The organism is Paenibacillus sp. LjRoot153 (assembly GCF_964253085.1).
Classification (GTDB): Bacteria; Bacillota; Bacilli; order Paenibacillales; family NBRC-103111; genus Paenibacillus_E.
Genome location: NZ_CAXUQH020000001.1, coordinates 2,017,501 through 2,035,974 on the forward strand (window position 1 = coordinate 2,017,501; position 18,474 = coordinate 2,035,974).

General features: G+C 47.5%; 15 protein-coding genes, 3 tRNA genes and 1 rRNA gene (1 of these 19 only partly in view). 15 read left to right on the plus strand and 4 right to left on the minus strand.

Going from position 1 to position 18,474, the window contains the following annotated elements; genetic code table 11:
- The 11 genes from ACSQ8P_RS08865 to ACSQ8P_RS08915 form a co-directional block, all read left to right on the plus strand.
- Positions 1-1,495 (plus strand): 23S ribosomal RNA (locus ACSQ8P_RS08865); it begins 1,544 nt to the left of the window's first position.
- Positions 1,496-1,564: 69 nt separating this feature from the next.
- Positions 1,565-1,637: transfer RNA gene (locus tag ACSQ8P_RS08870), tRNA-His, on the plus strand.
- A gap of 16 nt (positions 1,638-1,653) precedes the next feature.
- Positions 1,654-1,725 (plus strand) — tRNA-Gln (locus ACSQ8P_RS08875).
- A 13-nt stretch (positions 1,726-1,738) separates the two neighbouring features.
- A tRNA-Leu gene (locus ACSQ8P_RS08880) sits at positions 1,739-1,820 on the plus strand.
- A gap of 266 nt (positions 1,821-2,086) precedes the next feature.
- The gene (locus ACSQ8P_RS08885; protein WP_436234843.1) at positions 2,087-3,682 is read left to right on the plus strand and encodes a spore germination protein; all 1,596 of its coding nucleotides are present in this window, start codon (positions 2,087-2,089) and stop codon (positions 3,680-3,682) included.
- Entirely contained in the window at positions 3,676-4,851 is a 1,176-nt protein-coding gene (locus tag ACSQ8P_RS08890; RefSeq protein WP_436234844.1) for a Ger(x)C family spore germination protein, read from the plus strand. Before ACSQ8P_RS08885 ends, ACSQ8P_RS08890 begins: the two co-directional genes overlap by 7 nt.
- Before the next feature lie 35 nt (positions 4,852-4,886).
- Entirely contained in the window at positions 4,887-5,129 is a 243-nt protein-coding gene (locus ACSQ8P_RS08895; protein ID WP_436234845.1) for a hypothetical protein, read from the plus strand.
- A gap of 35 nt (positions 5,130-5,164) precedes the next feature.
- On the plus strand, positions 5,165-6,274 hold the full coding sequence (locus ACSQ8P_RS08900; protein WP_436234846.1) for a GerAB/ArcD/ProY family transporter: 1,110 nt from the start codon (positions 5,165-5,167) through the stop codon (positions 6,272-6,274).
- A gap of 335 nt (positions 6,275-6,609) precedes the next feature.
- The gene (locus ACSQ8P_RS08905) at positions 6,610-7,980 is read left to right on the plus strand and encodes an aldehyde dehydrogenase (protein WP_436234847.1); all 1,371 of its coding nucleotides are present in this window, start codon (positions 6,610-6,612) and stop codon (positions 7,978-7,980) included.
- A 29-nt stretch (positions 7,981-8,009) separates the two neighbouring features.
- On the plus strand, positions 8,010-8,369 hold the full coding sequence (locus ACSQ8P_RS08910) for a hypothetical protein (RefSeq protein WP_436234848.1): 360 nt from the start codon (positions 8,010-8,012) through the stop codon (positions 8,367-8,369).
- 129 nt (positions 8,370-8,498) lie between these two features.
- Entirely contained in the window at positions 8,499-8,705 is a 207-nt protein-coding gene (locus ACSQ8P_RS08915) for a hypothetical protein (protein ID WP_436234849.1), read from the plus strand.
- A 190-nt stretch (positions 8,706-8,895) separates the two neighbouring features.
- On the opposite strand, the gene ACSQ8P_RS08920 is transcribed toward ACSQ8P_RS08915, so the two are convergent.
- Both ACSQ8P_RS08920 and ACSQ8P_RS08925 read right to left on the minus strand, forming a co-directional pair.
- Positions 8,896-10,206, minus strand: a complete 1,311-nt coding sequence (locus tag ACSQ8P_RS08920) for an aminotransferase class I/II-fold pyridoxal phosphate-dependent enzyme (RefSeq protein WP_436234850.1) — start codon at positions 10,204-10,206, stop codon at positions 8,896-8,898.
- A gap of 158 nt (positions 10,207-10,364) precedes the next feature.
- Positions 10,365-10,946 carry a GNAT family N-acetyltransferase gene (locus ACSQ8P_RS08925; RefSeq protein WP_436234851.1) on the minus strand — a complete coding sequence of 194 codons (582 nt, stop codon included), beginning with the start codon at positions 10,944-10,946 and terminating at the stop codon, positions 10,365-10,367.
- 20 nt (positions 10,947-10,966) lie between these two features.
- On the opposite strand from ACSQ8P_RS08925, the gene ACSQ8P_RS08930 reads away from it, so the two are divergent.
- On the plus strand, positions 10,967-12,667 hold the full coding sequence (locus ACSQ8P_RS08930) for a PLP-dependent aminotransferase family protein (protein WP_436234852.1): 1,701 nt from the start codon (positions 10,967-10,969) through the stop codon (positions 12,665-12,667).
- Between the two features lie 239 nt (positions 12,668-12,906).
- Positions 12,907-14,346 (plus strand): NAD-dependent malic enzyme, encoded by a 1,440-nt coding sequence (locus ACSQ8P_RS08935; protein ID WP_436234853.1) that lies wholly within the window; start codon positions 12,907-12,909, stop codon positions 14,344-14,346.
- A 58-nt stretch (positions 14,347-14,404) separates the two neighbouring features.
- On the opposite strand, the gene ACSQ8P_RS08940 is transcribed toward ACSQ8P_RS08935, so the two are convergent.
- Together ACSQ8P_RS08940 and asd are read right to left on the minus strand one after the other, a co-directional pair.
- Positions 14,405-15,664 (minus strand): MFS transporter, encoded by a 1,260-nt coding sequence (locus tag ACSQ8P_RS08940; protein ID WP_436234854.1) that lies wholly within the window; start codon positions 15,662-15,664, stop codon positions 14,405-14,407.
- A 29-nt stretch (positions 15,665-15,693) separates the two neighbouring features.
- A complete protein-coding gene (asd, locus tag ACSQ8P_RS08945) occupies positions 15,694-16,482 on the minus strand; it encodes an archaetidylserine decarboxylase (protein ID WP_436234855.1) in 789 nt (262 codons plus the stop codon).
- Positions 16,483-16,685: 203 nt separating this feature from the next.
- Between asd and ACSQ8P_RS08950 the strand changes: the two genes are divergently transcribed.
- Together ACSQ8P_RS08950 and nagZ are read left to right on the plus strand one after the other, a co-directional pair.
- Positions 16,686-16,982 carry a transposase gene (locus ACSQ8P_RS08950; protein WP_436234856.1) on the plus strand — a complete coding sequence of 99 codons (297 nt, stop codon included), beginning with the start codon at positions 16,686-16,688 and terminating at the stop codon, positions 16,980-16,982.
- Between the two features lie 100 nt (positions 16,983-17,082).
- A complete protein-coding gene (gene nagZ / locus ACSQ8P_RS08955) occupies positions 17,083-18,360 on the plus strand; it encodes a beta-N-acetylhexosaminidase (protein WP_436234857.1) in 1,278 nt (425 codons plus the stop codon).
- Positions 18,361-18,474 lie beyond the last annotated feature (114 nt).

Consider the following 18,474-nt stretch of genomic DNA (forward strand, 5'->3'; position numbering starts at 1 on the left):
CAGGTGGAAATTCCTGTACCACCGTAGCCGTTATGAGCAATGGAGTGACGCAGAAGGATAGTGACGCGAGCTGATGGATGCTCGTCCAAGCAGTGAGGCTGATGTGTAGGCAAATCCGCACATCGTAAGGCTGGGCTGTGATGGGGAGGGAAATTTAAGTACCGAAGGTCATGAGTTCACACTGCCAAGAAAAGCTTCTAGCCAGGCGAAGGTGCCCGTACCGCAAACCGACACAGGTGGGTGAGAAGAGAATTCTAAGGCGCGCGGAAGAACTCTCGTTAAGGAACTCGGCAAAATGACCCCGTAACTTCGGGAGAAGGGGTGCCTCGGTAGGGTGAATAGCCCGAGGGGGCCGCAGTGAAAAGGCCCAAGCGACTGTTTAGCAAAAACACAGGTCTGTGCGAAGCCGCAAGGCGAAGTATACGGGCTGACGCCTGCCCGGTGCTGGAAGGTTAAGAGGAGTGGTTAGGGGCAACCCGAAGCTATGAATTGAAGCCCCAGTAAACGGCGGCCGTAACTATAACGGTCCTAAGGTAGCGAAATTCCTTGTCAGGTAAATTCTGACCCGCACGAATGGCGTAACGACTTGGGCGCTGTCTCAACGAGAGATCCGGTGAAATTTTAATACCTGTGAAGATGCAGGTTACCCGCGACAAGACGGAAAGACCCCATGGAGCTTTACTGCAGCTTGATATTGGACTTTGGTACGATCTGTACAGGATAGGTGGGAGCCTTTGAAGCCTGAGCGCCAGCTTGGGTGGAGGCGCCGTTGGGATACCACCCTGATCGTATCGGAGTTCTAACCTAGTACCGTGATCCGGTATGGGGACAGTGTCAGGTGGGCAGTTTGACTGGGGCGGTCGCCTCCTAAAATGTAACGGAGGCGTTTAAAGGTTCCCTCAGAATGGTTGGAAATCATTCGCAGAGTGCAAAGGCATAAGGGAGCTTGACTGCGAGACCTACAAGTCGAGCAGGGACGAAAGTCGGACTTAGTGATCCGGTGGTACCGAATGGAAGGGCCATCGCTCAACGGATAAAAGCTACCCTGGGGATAACAGGCTTATCTCCCCCAAGAGTCCACATCGACGGGGAGGTTTGGCACCTCGATGTCGGCTCATCGCATCCTGGGGCTGAAGTAGGTCCCAAGGGTTGGGCTGTTCGCCCATTAAAGCGGTACGCGAGCTGGGTTCAGAACGTCGTGAGACAGTTCGGTCCCTATCTGTCGCGGGCGTAGGAAATTTGAGAGGAGCTGTCCTTAGTACGAGAGGACCGGGATGGACGTACCGCTGGTGTACCAGTTGTCTCGCCAGAGGCATCGCTGGGTAGCTATGTACGGAGGGGATAAGCGCTGAAAGCATCTAAGCGCGAAGCCCCCCTCAAGATGAGATTTCCCAGTATGTAAGACCCCTTGTAGACGACGAGGTTGATAGGTTCGAGGTGGAAGTGCGGCAACGTATGCAGCTGACGAATACTAATCGGTCGAGGGCTTAACCAAAATTCCTAAGTATAGTACTTTACGTTGAAGTTTCGTATCTAGTTTTAAGGGAATAATATTCCTACTGTGGCGATCGTGGCGAAGGGGTTAACGCACCGGTTTGTGGATCCGGCATTCGTGGGTTCAAGTCCCATCGGTCGCCCTCTTCCCTTATCTAATGGGGATTAGCCAAGCGGTAAGGCAACGGACTTTGACTCCGTCATGCCTAGGTTCAAATCCTAGATCCCCAGTATACTTTCTTAAGCGGTCGTGGTGGAACGGCAGACACACCATCTTGAGGGGGTGGCGCTCACAAGGCGTGAGGGTTCAAATCCCTCCGACCGCATCCCGTAAGGCTTCACAGGTTTTATAAGGTTAAATTTAGAGATCTTGCATACCTGCACATAATTCCTATATATTAGACCACTTACCTATCAGAACATCAATTCTGATTAGGGAGTGGTTTTTTTTTGTTAAAATTTGCTTCAAATATTTGTCAGGATCCCCCTATATGATTTGGGCTGTTACTTCTCACTGTTGAATGACAATACCTTTTATTGGTTATTATAACTTTAGTTTCCGAATACGACTGGAAGAAGGAGGGTTGTCTGAATGGATTTGTTCAAAATGTTCAGGAGACATCGGACAGCCCTTTCATTCACCCAGGAAAAATCGCTGGATGCAATAAAGCATGAATCTTCGAACGTGAATGCACCGATTATGCCGAGCTTGAATGATAACAGACAACGGTTGGAAGAAATCCTCGCGAACTGCAAAGACATCATTTTCATACCATGGCATTATGGGCCCAATCTCCAATATGAGGCGATGGCCATTTATTGTATAACATTGGTTCAAGACAAAAAGGAAAATTATTTTAAAACCGTCATGCAGGATCTGGTTACTCATCAAATAGGGCCGGCAACAGATATCAAACCAGTTGATGTGATCAACTTTTTCGAGAGTCATGGGGCTTCCGAGGAAACCGCACATGTGATCGGAGATTTGGACAGAGCGGTTGAAGATATATTAGAAGGAAACGTTGTTGTATTCTTCGACCAGTGGGACAAGGCGCTGAGCTTCAGAGCGATAACGCTTCAAGAGAGACAAGTGACGGAGAACTTGATTGAGCCAGTGGTGAGAGGTCCGCACGAGAGCACGGTAGAAAATCTAAGGAAAAATATTGGTCTGATACGGATTCGCTTGAAAACCCCTGACTTTAAGTTGGAATTCTTTAAAGGAGGAGGGAAATCGAATTCCGAGGTTGCTTACGCTTATATTGAAGGGGCTGTAAATCCGGAAACGTTGGCGGAGTTTCAGGAGCGGATTTCACAAGCTAAAGAAATGGAAATATTGGAAAGCTCCTATATCGAAGAACTGCTTGAAGACTCGATATATTCGCCGTTACCGCAATTCCGGGTTACGGAACGTCCGGATGTAGCGGCTGCTGCCCTCCTGGACGGTAAGATTATTGTGATGGTTTCCGGGAGCCCGTCGATTCTTATTTGTCCTGGTCTTTTCATTGAGTTCCTGCTTTCTCCCGAAGATTATTACTCTAGAACGGTTTTTTCGTCCTTTGTCCGTTTGATTAGGTTCGCCGCTTTTTTCATAACACTGACGCTTCCAAGTATTTATATTGGATTAACCACCTTTAATCCCGAGTTGATTCCAACCGTGCTGCTGCTAGCGATACTGAACACGCGCGAAGGTATTCCTTTCCCATCCTTTATAGAGGCGCTGATCATGACCTTTTTCTTTGAAATTCTGACTGAAGCAGGGGCGCGATTGCCTCGCCCCATCGGCTCTGCCGTGAGCATTGTAGGGGCGCTGGTTATCGGCGAAGCGGCCATCAATGCCGGCATCGCTTCTCCGATCATGGTCGTCGTGGTGGCCCTTACCGGGATCACCATATTCTCGCTTCCGCAATACAATCTCGGTAATGCCGTTCGAATCTTACGTATTCCATTGATGTTCCTTTCCGCTTCATTGGGGGGATTCGGATTCATGATCGGGTTTCTGTTGCTTTTGCTGCACATGATGAGTTTGCGCTCGTTGGGACAGCCCTACCTGGCTCCTTTGGGGCCGCTTCGCCCACGCCAATTACATGATGTGTTTGTCCGGGCGCCACTGAGTTCTCTTCTTCGTTCACCGCGAAACCGGCATCAGCATAGCGGCATACAGCAAACAAGAAAGAAGGATAAATGGTGAGGACGTTTGGCGTCGCTTTGTTAACTTGTGTTCTCCTTTCCCTCTTAACAGGCTGCTGGAATAGAATGGAGCTGGATACATATGCTTTTGTTCAGGGAGTTGCGATCGATCAGGCTGAGGATGGAGAAAACATTGAACTGACCATCCAATTCTATAAGCCTGTCTCAGGAGGAGGCCAATCCAAAGGCATTGGACCATCAGGTGAAAGCTTAATCAATATTAAATCAAGAGGCGAGACCGTGTTTGAAGCGATCCGTGACATGACCATCCATTTCGGTCGAAAACCGCAGTGGAGCCATATGCGGGTCCTAATCATCGGGGAAGACATTGCCAAAAAACGGAATATCGCAGAAATCCTCGATTTTTTTGCAAGGGATAATGAACCTCGAGCGACAGTCAGCGTTATGATTGGCAAAAATAAGGCGGATATTTATTTGAAAGATACGAAGCCATTGATTGAGTCGACCGTAGGTCAGCAATTACGGGAGTCAGAAAGAATGGCTTACCAGTATACAGGCAAAACCACAAAAACCTCTTTTTTGGACCTGATGCTGGATTTGAAAAGCGAAACGGGCGTCGCCACAATGCCGTTCGTCTACTTTGATCCGAAGAATGTGCCGCTCTCCTCTCCCGTTACCCGACTGGCGTTGTTAAAGAATGGGAAGATGGTTGACACGGTTGCATCCAAAAATATCGAAAGCCTGTTGTTACTGCTAGACAAATATAAACAAGGCATTATCGAAGTGGATTGTCCGGATCAGAGCAAAAAAAAAAAGAAAATGGAAGCCGTTGAAGTGGAGTCGGCCAAAACAAAACTGGACATAAAGATTAAGGATGATTCGGCAGCTGTCCATGTATCGACTCATATAATAGGTTATGCCGCCGAACTTATCTGCACGTCTCTGCGAACCCCGGAAGATGTAATGAAGTTTAACGAAAGAGTCAAATCGTCAGTCGAGGAGGATTTAAAAAGCGCGCTAGCTTATATTCAGAAAGAAAGATTAGATGTGTTTGGAATCGGAAATCGGATATACCGTCAGGACCCCGCACTATGGAAACGTTGGAAGCCGGATTGGGAAGAACGGTTTTCCAATATACCTTTTACAATTGAGGTTGAGGTGAACATTATTAATACCGGTGCGAACCTTGGTTTACCGATTGCCAAATAGTCCCGACTTACGATGCGGTCGAAGGGGAGAAAAGTATGACCCAGAAAGTCATGATTTCACTTGTGGTATACTTCGCCATTTTTGTATATGACAGGCCAAATCTAAAGCTTGCTAGCGGCAGGGAGCGGCTCGTTTATCTTATGCTGATGACTGCTGCTCTATATCCATGTCTTATTTATGTGCTGGATCTACACTGGTCGAATCTGGACGAATGGATTCATTCCGTCTTGAAAGATCCGGCGAAACGAATTGTAGAGTCGGTTAAACTTTCATCTTAACGATCAATATTTCAATAAGGGGGAGGGGGTTTCCTATGATGAAAAAGCGGATTACGGTTAGTTCTCGGCAAATGGCAACGTTGTTTCTCTCCTTTCTGACGGGTTCGGCGATCGTAAATATACCAGCGCCTTTGACTGGTGCGGCAAAAAATGCCGCTTGGATTTCTTTATGGATGGCGAACGGATGCGGGATGCTCTTGTTGTTCTGTGTTCTTTATCTGCACCGGAAATATCCGGATCAAACGCTCATCCAGTACAGTCGACAGGCAATTGGAAGGCTGTTGACCTTTATTATCGCCATTCCTTTCTTTTTGATGTCCCTCATGATGCTGAGTAATATTGTAGGGGATATCGGCGGATTTTTTAAAAGTACAATGATGAGGGAAACACCCACATATGTCTTCCACCTGCTAGTACTTTTCACTGCGGCCATGACCGTTCGTTCAGGTATTGAGGTCATGGCCAGGATGTTTACTTTACTGCTCATCTTGATATTGTTCTTCAGCGTCGCCGTTTTACTTTTAACGATTCCTAGTTACCATGTGGAGTTTCTCAGACCCTTATTTCCAGATGGTTTCAAACCGGTTTTACATGGCGCCTATATCGCATGGGGATTTCCTTACGCGGAACTGATTCTGTTCACGATGGTTCTTCCGTTTGTTCGAAAAGACCAGGAACCTTTGGGGAAGTTTATGTTTTTAGCGCTTCTTATCAGCGGGATTTCGCTAACCTTAGTCATTATGTGTACAATCATGGCGCTGGGGGCCACAGCTGGGAATATCAAATTTTCATTATTTACAATTGCACGATTGATTGAACTCGCGGAGGTGATTGAACGAATCGAATCTGTGATTGGCTTGGCATTGATCGCGGGCTCATATATGAAAGCAACAATTGTGCTGTTTGCCATCAATTTGGGACTTTGCCAATTATTTCAGCTGCCGAATGAACGGATCCTGATTTTTCCAATAGCCAATTTGGTGCTGCTGCTATCAATGAGCATGTTTCGGAACGAATTAGAATTCAGTGAACATGTGGGCATGGTTTGGCCATTATTTATAACGGTTGCGGGCGTTGTTCCTATCCTTTTGCTGACGATTGTAACCGCGTTTAAGAGTCGGAGGAACGAGGTGCCAAGAGATTAGCTGACTGGTCACCTAATATTGCGAAAGGATATAATCCGCTGTGTGAATCGCCATCGTATTGCCAGGAGTATTTGATCAAAAGTGAAGTCAATATTAATTGTATTCGCGTTCTTCCGCACACTGCCTGGACGCATAAAATACTTGATCTTCAATGGGACTTTGTTGATGTGATAGAGGGGGCTATGGTGGTTTGAGAGCAGTATCGGGATATTGTCACTGCGGGGATTGGGATGGTATCCTTATAGGATTAAGTAATTGTTTAATATTGATATTTGTAAACGGTTACATATAGTTTTGGTTACAACCAGGATATAAATATCGGAGAGGAGGATCGTATGTCGATAAGCCAATTGATGGATCAGCAAAAAAAGTATTATCACACGGGTGCTACGCGAGGACTCGATTTCCGTCTATCACAGCTCAAAAAGCTGAAGCAAGCAATTGTTGAACGGGAATCAGCGATTATCCAGGCGCTTCGCACCGACTTGAATAAGGGAGAGAAGGAAGCGTATGCCTTTGAAATAGGCATCGTATATCAAGAAATAACACATGTCATCAAGCATCTGAAACGTTGGATGAAGCCGAAGAAAGTGAAATCGCCGATGACGCATTCGGGGAGTCGCAGCTACATTATCCCTGAACCACTGGGTGCGGCACTTATCATTGCACCGTGGAATTATCCATTTATGCTGGCATTTGATCCGTTAGTGGGAGCGATTGCGGCTGGCAATACAGTTGTGTTGAAGCCCTCAGAGCTAGCGCCAGCGGTGTCAGCCGTGATGACCACGCTAATATGTGCTACCTTTGAACCGCAATTTATTGCTGTTGTGGAAGGTGGCGTGGAAGAAAGTCGTACGTTGCTGGAGCAACCGTTTGACAAGATCTTTTTTACAGGCAGCGTAGCCGTTGGCAAAATTGTGATGGAGGCAGCATCGAAGCGACTTACGCGAGTCACGCTAGAGCTCGGTGGAAAGAGCCCATGCATCGTTCATCAGGACGCACATTTAAAACTGGCGGCGCAGCGTATTGCTTTCGGGAAGTTCTCTAATGCGATACAGACCTGTGTTGCTCCGGACTATTTGCTTGTGCATCGGAGCGTGAAAGATGAGCTACTGGCCTATTTGCAAGAGGCTATCCAATCTTTCTATGGCGACAAGCCGCTGCAAAGCCCCGATTACGGCAAAATCATTTCTCGCCGTCATTACGAGCGGTTGCATCATTTTATGAATGAAGGGAAGGTCGCTATCGGTGGGTTAGCTGACGATCGGACGCTGCAAATCGAACCGACGGTGCTTGAACAGATTACATGGGATATGCCTGTCATGCAGGAGGAGATTTTCGGCCCTATTCTTCCTGTCCTGACCTATGACAGCATCGATGAAGTGGTAACTATGATCAATGCTCGGCCGAAGCCGTTGGCACTGTATGTTTTTTCGGAGGATAAAAAGGTGCAAGACGTCTTGCTTGAGCGAATTTCATTCGGCGGCGGTTGTATCAATGATACGCTGATGCATTTTGGTTCAACGCATTTGCCTGTCGGCGGAGTCGGCGAGAGCGGAATGGGCAGTTATCATGGCGAGATGAGTTTTCAAATATTTTCACATATGAAAAGTATATTAAAGCAGACGACGAAGTTCGATATCCCTTTTCGATATCCGTCTAGCAAATTCGGGTTGAAAATCATACGCAGGCTGACTAAGCCTTAAATACGGCTCACTAGGAAGAGGTAAATCTCATGATAGGATCCTACGAGTACTATAAACAGATTTTCACAGATGTACCGAAGCCATTTGCATTCGTAGATTTGGATTTATTGGATGTTAACATCAAGGCCATTACGCAGGAAGCCGGGGGAAGAAGAGACGGGTGGCGAGCACCCGTGATGCTCTCGCTGGCAGAGGCCAAATCCGATCCGCAGTCAGTCGGCGCCGTCACAGGCTTGCTGCTGCTGTTTGGCAATTTAGGGGGCATTGTGCTTTCTTCGGTTGTTCAACTCTTGTTAGGGAATAGGATTGTAGCGATATGCGTTTTAGCTGCTGTGGCAATTCTCATATTGCCTGCAGTTAGGTGGCTGCAGACGGCATCTTCGAAATGAACAGACGACAGGGCGAGGATCGTTCCATGCATTTCGCTGGAGTTGTTGCGTGTAACCAATCTGTAACGTTGGATAAGTTATAGTGGCTTATAAAGAGCAATAGTAGAAAAATAATTTACCGGGGGGCCTATGAATATCATACATCGGGATGCTGATTTTACGAATGCGATGTTGTTTGGAACTTACATAATGGTGGTATTGGATGGGAAAATGATTGGCGGCGGACTTGTCGAGGAGTTCGATGAAATCGAGGTGAAGGTAGGACAGGGGCGATATAAACGCAACAGTTCAACCTTTGTCGTAGCTCCGCCTCCACAATGTTCGACGGGTATGTGAGCGCTTTACTTCAAAAGTACGATTACACGAGGAGTTTAGGGGATGATCTGAACATCTTATGTCGTATGAAACTTCCACGAGAAGAATAAGGTGATTTGTATCGAGGAATGGTTTGGATTCTATAAAATGAAAAAGAGGGTTCCCGCCACATACATGACTTATGGGATGCCCTCTTTTTTGTGTTGCCTGCCTATTTGCTTGCGGCAACGGTCTCTATTTCTTTAACACTTTGATAGATGATATTGAATAACTCTTCCAAATTGCCTTCTTCGATGCAAGAGAATGCTACACGAAGATCAGTCTCGCCAAGAGCGATTGTTCCTACACCATGCTGATTCAATAAATGAACGCGCAATGTTTCAGCGTCAACGGTTTTGAGCTTCAAGCACATGAAATAGCCGGAGTTGAAAGGGTAGTAGCCCCATGCATCGTCGAACTTGCCACTGTCCAAGATGGATTTGGTGCAGTTCGCGCGGCCTTTCATGATTTCGTATTTTTCTTGCTTCTGAACATTGAATTCTGGTGAGTTCAAGGCGTGAAGCACGAACGTTTGGGACGGATGAGGTCCGCTAGAAATGGTCGCACGGATAATTCCCATTGTTTTTTGTTCAAGAGCACTAAGAAGTGCATCGCTTTGACCCGCATACGTAATGAAGCCTACACGGAAGCCCCACACGTATTCTTCTTTGGTTGCTCCGTCAATTTTGACAGCAAGCACACGCGGATGCAGGTCAGCCAATTGACCGAACAAGGATTCATGCAATGAATTTTCAAAGAAAAGACCGAAATAAGCATCGTCAGTTAGAACAACTACGTTAATCCCAGCTTCAGCAGCTTCTTTGATCGCGGCAGTAATGGCATTGCCATCTTCAACATCAGGTGTGTAGCCCGTTGGATTGTTCGGGAAGTTCAGCACAACGATCGCTTTGCCCTTGGACTTCTGAGCGAGAAGTGCTTCACGCAAGCCTTCGGAATTAAAACGCTCTTGTTCGTTATAAAGCGGATAGTTCACGATTTGAGCACCGCGGCGAATCTCGAAAGTGAGCTCGTAATTTTCCCAGTTTTTATCAGGAATAATAACGGCATCACCTACGTCTGCAAAAAGATCAGCAGCGATACTTAGACCATGTGTCAAGGCATTCGTTACAATCGGGTTACCGATCAACTTGCTGCCAATGCCAGGGTTTTCCTCGAGCATTTTTTTACGCCAAGCTGTACGAAGTTCAGGCTTACCAGCCGGTGGAGCATATTCATATATATCTTTAGGATTGTAAGTGGAGAGTGTATCTTGAATGACCTTCAGATGCATGGGTTGACCATTTTCGATGGCAATACCAATAGTAGCATTGAATTTCTTGGCTTTGGCCTTCGCTTCAGCCGATTGGCTGAGAATGCCTTCTTTCGGGAAGTAAATCGATTTACCTAATGCGGAAAGCATGTCATGTACGTGAGAATTTTCACGTTGCAGGGTCTCGTTTAACTGACTTGCCAAAGGATTCATAAGATTGGGTCATTCCTTCCAATGAGCGATTCATTTTTTCCCAGTTATTATATCACTTTCACACCTGCACGTCACTGCGCTAAACAAATTTTCTATGATTCGTAAAATAAAGAAGCAAGTGCCATGGATGAACGAGTTCCAGTCACTTGCTCATAGGTTTATTTGATCAAAAAACCTTCTAGTCGTTGCTTGACCTGCGGCCACTCCTTGTCAAGGATACTGAACATAACCGTATCTCGTGTATAACCGTCGTGAAGCACACGATGTTGACGAAGAATCCCTTCTTTCTGGGCTCCTAAACGGGCAATGGCTGCTTGGGAGCGTTCGTTTCGAAGGTCTGTTTTGAGCTGAACACGCAGAAGACTAAGAGATTCAAAACAGTATCGAAGTAATAAATACTTACATTCTGTATTAACACGAGTTCTCCAAACACTTGAATTGTACCAGGTGTGTCCAATCTCCATATTCCGATGTGGAATGGAAATATCGAATAGTCGCGTACTGCCGACGATAGTATCGGTAGCTTTATCATAGACGCTGAATGGGATACCTTGTCCTGCTTCCTGCTCGTTAAGTGCTTGGTATACAAATTTGTGAACTTCAGCAGGATCAAGCAAAGGTGTCATAAATGACCAAATAGCAGGGTCTTTGGCAGCCTCGATCAGACCAGGAATATGTGACTCATGCAAAGGAAGCAAGCTGACACGAGTTCCTTCTAGGTTTGGCGGTAGTAGATTCATAGTTTGATTTCTCCTTACTCGTGAATGATTTTAATGTGATTGTAGTAAGCATACTGTATGATTGGATTAATAATAAGTGCCAATATAGCTCAATTTATATGTACCATTTTAAAAAGAAAAGAAGTGGTTGTATGGCATTTTATTTGCCGTTTCAAACGTACTGCATGCGATATCCTAGTAAATATGCCGCATTGTATCATGCGCTTCGCGATGAGATCGTGGGAAATAAGTTGAAGCAGAATACGAAATTGCCCTCAAGCCGGGACTTGGCTGATCGACTGGGTATTTCTCGGGGAACCGTAAATCAGGTGTACGATATGTTAATCGCAGAGGGATATTTGCAGGCAGATGTTGGCAGAGGGACATTCGTGGTCTATGCGGACGGTCATGTGATGTATGAGACCAAGGTGGGGAAGAATATAGAATTGTCGGCTTGGGGCGTCCGAGTGAGCGAAGGAGTGGGTGCTGGGGGGCGCAGGAAAAAGGGAGAAGATAAGGCTGATGTGGCCAGCGAGCAGGGGAAGCGAGAAGGTAAGGCTGATGGTGGCAATGAGCAAGGGGAAGTGCGAGAGGGTAAGGTTAATGGTGTTAAAGACCAGAGGAAAGAGAGAGAACTAGTGGGTAAGCCAGCTGGAAGAGAGATTGCGTTCGTCGTGGCGCGTCCGCAGATGGAGCAGTTTCCGCGGGAGCAATGGAACCGCGGCATGTACGAGCAGGTGCGGCAGATGACGGAGTCGCCGCAAGCGGACGCCCACATCGCTGAGGGACACTACGCGCTTCGCGAAGCGATCGCGGTGCATCTGAGGCGGATGCGAGGCATCGATGCGCCCCCGGAGCGCATCGTGATCGTCAATGGGTCAATGCAGGCGATCGCCTTGCTGACCCAACTGCTCGTAAACCCAGGCGATCCCGTGGTGCTGGAGCGCCCCGGGTATCAAGGCGCCAGCCGCGCTGTGCTGGCGGCTGGTGGAGTGCCCGTCCACGCGGAAGTGGACGGGCAAGGGCTCATCCCGCAGCCGTGGAACGCACGGCTGCTGTTCGTGACGCCCAGCCGCCAATTCCCTACGGGGGCGGTGCTGGGCCTGGAGCGCCGCCAGCTCCTGCTGCGCTGGGCGGCGGAGCAAGGTGCTGTCATCGTCGAAGACGACTATGACAGCGAGTTCAGGCACCGTGGGCGGCCTATTGAGCCGCTCAAGGTGCTGGACCAAGAGGGCCGAGTGGTCTACATCGGCACCTTTTCCAAAACGATGCTGCAGGACCTGCGCATCGGCTATGTCGTGCTGCCGGAGGCCCTGCACGACGCTTTTGTAGCCGCGAAGCGGCTATACGAGCCGCACCCAACGGGGCTGCTCGAACAGCGCTCGCTCGCCGCCTTCATGGCGAGCGGCGGCTACGAGCGACACCTGCGCCGTATGCGGCGGGTGTACGCGAGCAAGTTCTTGCTCCTGCAGGCGCTGCTGCAGGAGCAGCTGTCCACCCTCTTCGAGTGGGTGGACAGCGATAGCGGGCTGCATCTGTTCGGATGGTGGCGCGGTGACCTGCGCACCTATACTGCGTATGCAGCCGCATGTCGGGCAGTAGGCGTGACCTGGACGGACGCCGGCAACTACGCGCTCCCGGACGGCAGAGCGGGAGTCTGCTTCGGTTTCGCCCATCTAACAGAGGCAGAGATCAAGCAAGGCATCACCTTGCTCCGCTCAGTCTCTGTAGGATTTTCCTGACTCTTCTCACTCAATCTCTGTAGCATTTCCTGACTCTTTTCGCCCAATCTCAGTGGGCCTTTCTTGATCTTTTTTCTCTATCTGTGTCGTACTTTACCAAATCCCTTCTCGCCTACCATAAAAAGTCTCTATCACTGTGCAAAATAAGTCTTTTGGGCGATAACTTTGTTTGCAATAGGTTGTATGTTATCATCTAACATGTGTTCAATTAAATTACAAATCGTAGGAGTGATCCTTTCATGGCTGGATTAAATGGTGGGGGCACAAGTGTCATCGTGCGACTGGAAATACATAAAGAACTCGTAACCTTTGGGAGAATTGCAACGGCCATTGGTGATGCAGGCGGCGATATTGTGGCGATTGACGTCACAAGAGCCAGCAAAACGACGACTACACGTGATATTACAGTCAAAGTAAGTGATCCCGAGCATACGGAAACGATAACTAAAGCTCTAAAGGGTATTCCAGGTGTCCGCATCATTAACGTGTCAGATCAGACCTTCCTGCTTCATTTGGGTGGAAAAATTGAAGTCACCCCCAAAGTACCGATTAAAAACAGGGACGATTTGTCCCGCGTATATACACCAGGAGTTGCCCGGGTTTGTATGGCGATTCATGAAGACCCGAGCAAGGCACATTCTTTGACGATTAAAAGGAATACTGTTGCTGTCGTTTCAGATGGTACGGCTGTTCTAGGGCTTGGGAATATTGGACCTGAAGCGGCAATGCCCGTGATGGAAGGGAAAGCGATGCTATTTAAACAAATGGCCGGCGTAGATGCGTTCCCTATTTGTTTGGATACACAAGATACCGAAGAAATTATTCGTACCGTGAAGGCGATTGCGCCAGGATTTGGCGGTATTAATTTGGAGGATATTTCTTCGCCGCGTTGTTTTGAAATTGAAGAGCGCCTTATTGAGGAGCTTGATATTCCTGTTTTCCATGATGATCAGCACGGAACAGCGGTTGTCATTTTAGCTGGGTTGTTAAATGCGGTTAAGCTGGTAGGAAAGCAATTGGAGTCGTGTAAGGTAGTCATTACGGGTATCGGCGCTGCAGGTATTGCGTGTACCAAAATGCTGATCTCAGCAGGCGTTACCAATGTCATTGGTGTGGATCGTCAAGGGGCTATCGTACGAGGAGATGAATTCACGAACAAGGCTTGGGAGTGGTACGCTGCAAATACGAATCCAGGGCTAGAACGTGGTACATTATCTGATGTCATCTCGGGTGCAGATATTTTCATCGGTCTTTCAGGACCAGGCGTGTTGAAGCAAGATGATGTGAAGCGAATGGCGACAGATCCGATTGTTTTCGCAATGGCGAATCCCACACCGGAAATCACGCCAGAGGAAGCGGAGCCTTATGTTCGCGTAATGGCGACAGGGCGCTCGGATTATCCGAATCAAATTAACAATGTACTTTGTTTTCCAGGAATTTTCCGCGGCGTATTGGACTGCCGAGCATCCAAGATCACGCAAGAGATGAAGCTTGCTGCAGCCAAAGCGATTGCTGCTGTCGTGAATGAGGACGAGCTGAACGAGTACTACATTATTCCAAGCGTGTTCAATCACGCTGTGGTCGAGAAGGTTAGAGAAGCCGTTATGGAAGCGGCCTTTGAATCAGGAGTTGCACGTCGTCGCAGTCAACGCGAGGTAAACGAAACTCATCACGATTAAATGAAAAAAAGCAGTTCGGTACAACGCTGATCCAGCGTGCCGAACTGCTTTTTGTGTTTTAGACCTGTTCTTCTGTCCATTCCTTCAACTTACGATCGGTAGGAAGCAAGAAAGTAAGTACTCCCAGCAGAGGGAGAAATGCACATAGTTCCATGACTCGTCCTGTTCCGATGGCATCACAGAGGTTGCCCAACACAACGCTTCCGATACCGCCAAGACCAAAGGCTAATCCCGTGATGAGTCCGGATACGGTCCCTACTTTGCCAGGAAAAAGCATTTGCGCATACACGACTGTAACAGAGAAGCTGGATAATAGAATAACACCGATAATAACGAGCAACACGTACGCCCAACCGACAGACACATGCGGTAATAACAAGGCGAAAGGTGCCGATCCTAACATGGAAAAGAAAATGACATTACGCTTCCCGAAGCGATCCGCAATCGGTCCACCAAAGAAAGTACCAACGGCTCCAGCCGCTAGGAATAAGAAAATGAAATTTTGCGCGCGGTCAATGGAGATACCGTATGTATCTTGAAGGAAGAAGGCGAAATAGCCGCTCATAGCCGCGCCATACCAAGAACGAACAAATACAAGGAATATCAATACACTGATAGCAAACATGACTTGCTTGCGCCGCTGCGGACTAACAACACGTTTAACAACGGTTTTGGCCTTCACAGGTGCGTCTTGTAGGACAACCTTGTACCAACGCGCTATGTACATTTGCACAGCGATCGCGATAGCCGCGACACCGGTAAACCAAATCGATCCGAACAATCCTAGCGGAATGAAGATCCATTTGGTCATAATGGGAGCCAATGACTGACCAGCGTTACCGCCGACTTGGAAGATCGATTGGGCGAGACCCTTTCGGTTTCCAGCTGCCATATGCGAAACACGTGAGCCTTCCGGATGGAAGGCAGCCGAGCCAAGTCCGACAAAACAGACAGACAAAAGGACAACCCAATACGAATGAGCAAATGCTAGCAGCAGCATGCCGATCAAGGTCGATGTCATCCCAATTGGCAGCATGTAGGGCGATGGCTTACGGTCCGTATAGAGTCCAACGACAGGCTGCATAATGGACGCTGTAAAGTTAATCGCGAATTGCACCCAGCCGACCTGTGCGTAGCTGAGTCCCATTTCATCTTTTAAAATGGGGAAAATAGCAGGAATCACGGATTGAATGGAATCGTTGAGCAAATGAACGAGCCCAATAGCGAATAAAATCCGATAAACAGTAGGTTTGATATCTCCCGTTCCTTGCAAGCTCTTCGAGCCATGCTTAGGAGATGGTGTTGAAATGGATGCCATGGTTTCTCCTCTCAGGTTCTGATTCCCGACTAGGTGTCTAAGAAACGTCCGAGGTCTTCGCCCATTTTCACTTTAGAGCCGAGCTTTAGATCAGGGCGTACTTCGAACATGCCATCTTCAAATAACAGAACGACCGTGGAGCCGAACTCGAAATAGGCAAGCTCTTGACCGCGTTCAAGCGTTTTTGGAAGTGGTGTTACATATTGGATGGAGCTCACATTCAATGCGCCGACTTTGACAACGGCTACTTCTCCGGTTGCATGTTGAATGAATGTAATTAATCGCTCATTTCGGCTAAGTACACGTTTCATATGACGCAGTCCGAATTCATTAACGGGATACACTTTTCCAAGGACATGCTCTTTCTCCAGGATCTCCCCGGAAATTGGTGAATGAATACGGTGATAATCGGTTGGACTCAGATACAGAACGAAATAAAAGCCATTATTGTAGTTGACTGTGCGCGGCGAGCGATTTAGCAGCTCGTCGATCGTATAGTCTTGACCTTTGACATTGACGATCAAGCCCTCTTTGATATCACCGATACCTGTAATCATAGCATCAACAGGACTTACAACACGGGTCGTGTCTTCGTGGATCGGGCGCAAGCCTGGCTTCAATCTGCGAGTGAAGAAATCATTCAATGACTTATATTCCTTGATGTGTTTCTCAGCATCTTCAATGCGAATGCCATAGGTTTGGGCAAAACGAGGGATAAAGAGCCGGCTTATTTTGGAACGGGCAACGGCACCTGTCAGTTGTGAGACCCATTTGCGTGAAGACAACTCGGTCAGTAATCGGAAAAAAGGCTTAGACATAGATCATAAACTCCTGTTCATTCGTAGGTTAGGAAGGACTCTGGCATCAGCACAAAGTTTCCTATTTGCGGTTCTTCGCTAATCTTGCCACAGAAAGGTAAAAGAATCAATTGCCTATTGTTCAATTCCTTGGGACTAGCCAAGTGAGATTCTGTATTTTCGACAGCAAATTCGTCAATGCTGTTGAAGAGGTGAACGCGACAATGTCGATAATAATCGTTATTTTTGTTATTCTGATTCCGTTAGTCATGCTTGCTAGTGCTTGGTTACTACAATCCTTTAAACATGTATTCGCAGGGGCAGCGGTTCTATGTGCGTATATAGTTGGTGCAATCAGTTCCATGAACGTGTACCAAATCCTTCGGGATGATACGGTTTTCATGACGAATATCCATGTTGTTTTTACGAACAAGCTGTTTCTGTTCACTGGTGGTTATTTAGGGGTATATGGGATTTATGTGCTGCTGCTTTGTTTTTTGAAAGGAATTCGCAGCGACTGAAGTGGCAATTCAACGATTTCGATGCATAGAGCGTCTACTCTATATAGTGACTGTGAAAGTAAAGGCAGGTGACAAGATGAACCGGGATGTATCTCAAATAATGCGTAGAATTGGAACCGTCGGAGGGATAATGCTCCTTATTACAGGTTGTGCGACACGCCATGAAGCTCAGCCAAGTGGATCTCCCGTACCGAGTACACCGCCCGCAACAGTTTCGCCAACAGTGGTACCAACCTCTACACCTATCCCGTCGATTGCTCCTACGCCTTCGCCAACCCCTTCAGGATCGGTGGATTTTCCAAAGATGACACTGGATGAGAAGCTAGGTCAAATGATAATCGCGGGAATCGATGATTACAATATGAATGAAGAATCTCGGAAATTGATTGCAACCTATCATGTAGGTGGCATTATTCTGTATAAGCCGAATGTGAAAGATACGAATCAATTAGTGAGCCTAGTCAATGATTTGAAAAAGACGAATACGGTGAACAAGCTTCCACTTTGGCTTGGTGTCGATGAAGAAGGCGGCAGGGTAACACGTTTGCCTGATGAAATTTCGAAAACACCGACAAGTCAGACGATTGGAAAATCGGGTAAAACCCAATTGGCTCACAATATCGGTCAGCTGCTTGGGAAAGAACTGAATGCCTATGGGCTTAATATGGATTTTGCGCCTGATTTGGACATTAACAGCAACCCCAAAAACCCGGTTATTGGCGATCGCTCTTTTGGCGCGAATGCAACGCTCGTCAGCTCCTTCGGTATTCCGATGATGAATGGTATACAAGAGATGAAGGTCGTTCCGGTTGTGAAACATTTTCCAGGGCATGGCGATACCTCTGTAGATTCCCATATTGGATTGCCGGTTGTTCAAAATGACCTTGCTCGCTTGCGAAAGCTTGAGCTGATTCCGTTTGCAGATGCCATTAAGCATCAGGCGGATGCTATTATGGTCGCTCATATTTTGCTGCCAAAAATAGATACGAAATATCCGGCTTCGATGTCGAAGACGATCATGACGGATCTTCTGCGCAAGGAGCTTGGCTTCAAGGGGCTCATTATGACAGATGATATGACGATGGGTGCCATTGCGGAAAATTATGAAATGGGGGAAGCCGCTGTGAAGTCTGTTCTTGCGGGTTCCAATGTCGTGATGGTTGGGCACGATCCGCAGAAAGCGATAGCGGTTATTCAGGCATTGCGTACCGCTGTTCAAGCGGGGCGGATTCCCATGGACACGATTGATCAGAGCGTCGCACAGGTCTATAAGCTGAAGATGAAGTATAAGCTTCAGGATCATCCGGTGACTGAACCGGATCCGAAGCTGCTGAATGCTGAAGTTCAGCGGGTGCTTGCACCGCTTAGCGCTAAATAGGGATTTAGGCGGCTTAGAGATGGCATATCTCACATTCTGCATGCCGTTGTTTTTCTGAAATAACTGGAAAATCTACATCTAAATTTCAGGATTTGAAAGGTTTTTTCTGATTTA

Coding starts and splice junctions, on each gene's coding strand:
- ACSQ8P_RS08950 (WP_436234856.1), top strand. CDS start 16,686: ATGTCGATAATAATCGTTATTTTTGTTATTCTGATTCCGTTAGTCATG.
- ACSQ8P_RS08915 (WP_436234849.1), top strand. CDS start 8,499: ATGAATATCATACATCGGGATGCTGATTTTACGAATGCGATGTTGTTT.
- ACSQ8P_RS08935 (WP_436234853.1), top strand. CDS start 12,907: ATGGCTGGATTAAATGGTGGGGGCACAAGTGTCATCGTGCGACTGGAA.
- ACSQ8P_RS08905 (WP_436234847.1), top strand. CDS start 6,610: ATGTCGATAAGCCAATTGATGGATCAGCAAAAAAAGTATTATCACACG.
- ACSQ8P_RS08910 (WP_436234848.1), top strand. CDS start 8,010: ATGATAGGATCCTACGAGTACTATAAACAGATTTTCACAGATGTACCG.
- nagZ (WP_436234857.1), top strand. CDS start 17,083: ATGCGTAGAATTGGAACCGTCGGAGGGATAATGCTCCTTATTACAGGT.
- ACSQ8P_RS08895 (WP_436234845.1), top strand. CDS start 4,887: ATGACCCAGAAAGTCATGATTTCACTTGTGGTATACTTCGCCATTTTT.
- ACSQ8P_RS08890 (WP_436234844.1), top strand. CDS start 3,676: ATGGTGAGGACGTTTGGCGTCGCTTTGTTAACTTGTGTTCTCCTTTCC.
- ACSQ8P_RS08925 (WP_436234851.1), bottom strand. CDS start 10,946: ATGAATCTACTACCGCCAAACCTAGAAGGAACTCGTGTCAGCTTGCTT.
- ACSQ8P_RS08940 (WP_436234854.1), bottom strand. CDS start 15,664: ATGGCATCCATTTCAACACCATCTCCTAAGCATGGCTCGAAGAGCTTG.
- asd (WP_436234855.1), bottom strand. CDS start 16,482: ATGTCTAAGCCTTTTTTCCGATTACTGACCGAGTTGTCTTCACGCAAA.
- ACSQ8P_RS08885 (WP_436234843.1), top strand. CDS start 2,087: ATGGATTTGTTCAAAATGTTCAGGAGACATCGGACAGCCCTTTCATTC.
- ACSQ8P_RS08920 (WP_436234850.1), bottom strand. CDS start 10,206: ATGAATCCTTTGGCAAGTCAGTTAAACGAGACCCTGCAACGTGAAAAT.
- ACSQ8P_RS08900 (WP_436234846.1), top strand. CDS start 5,165: ATGATGAAAAAGCGGATTACGGTTAGTTCTCGGCAAATGGCAACGTTG.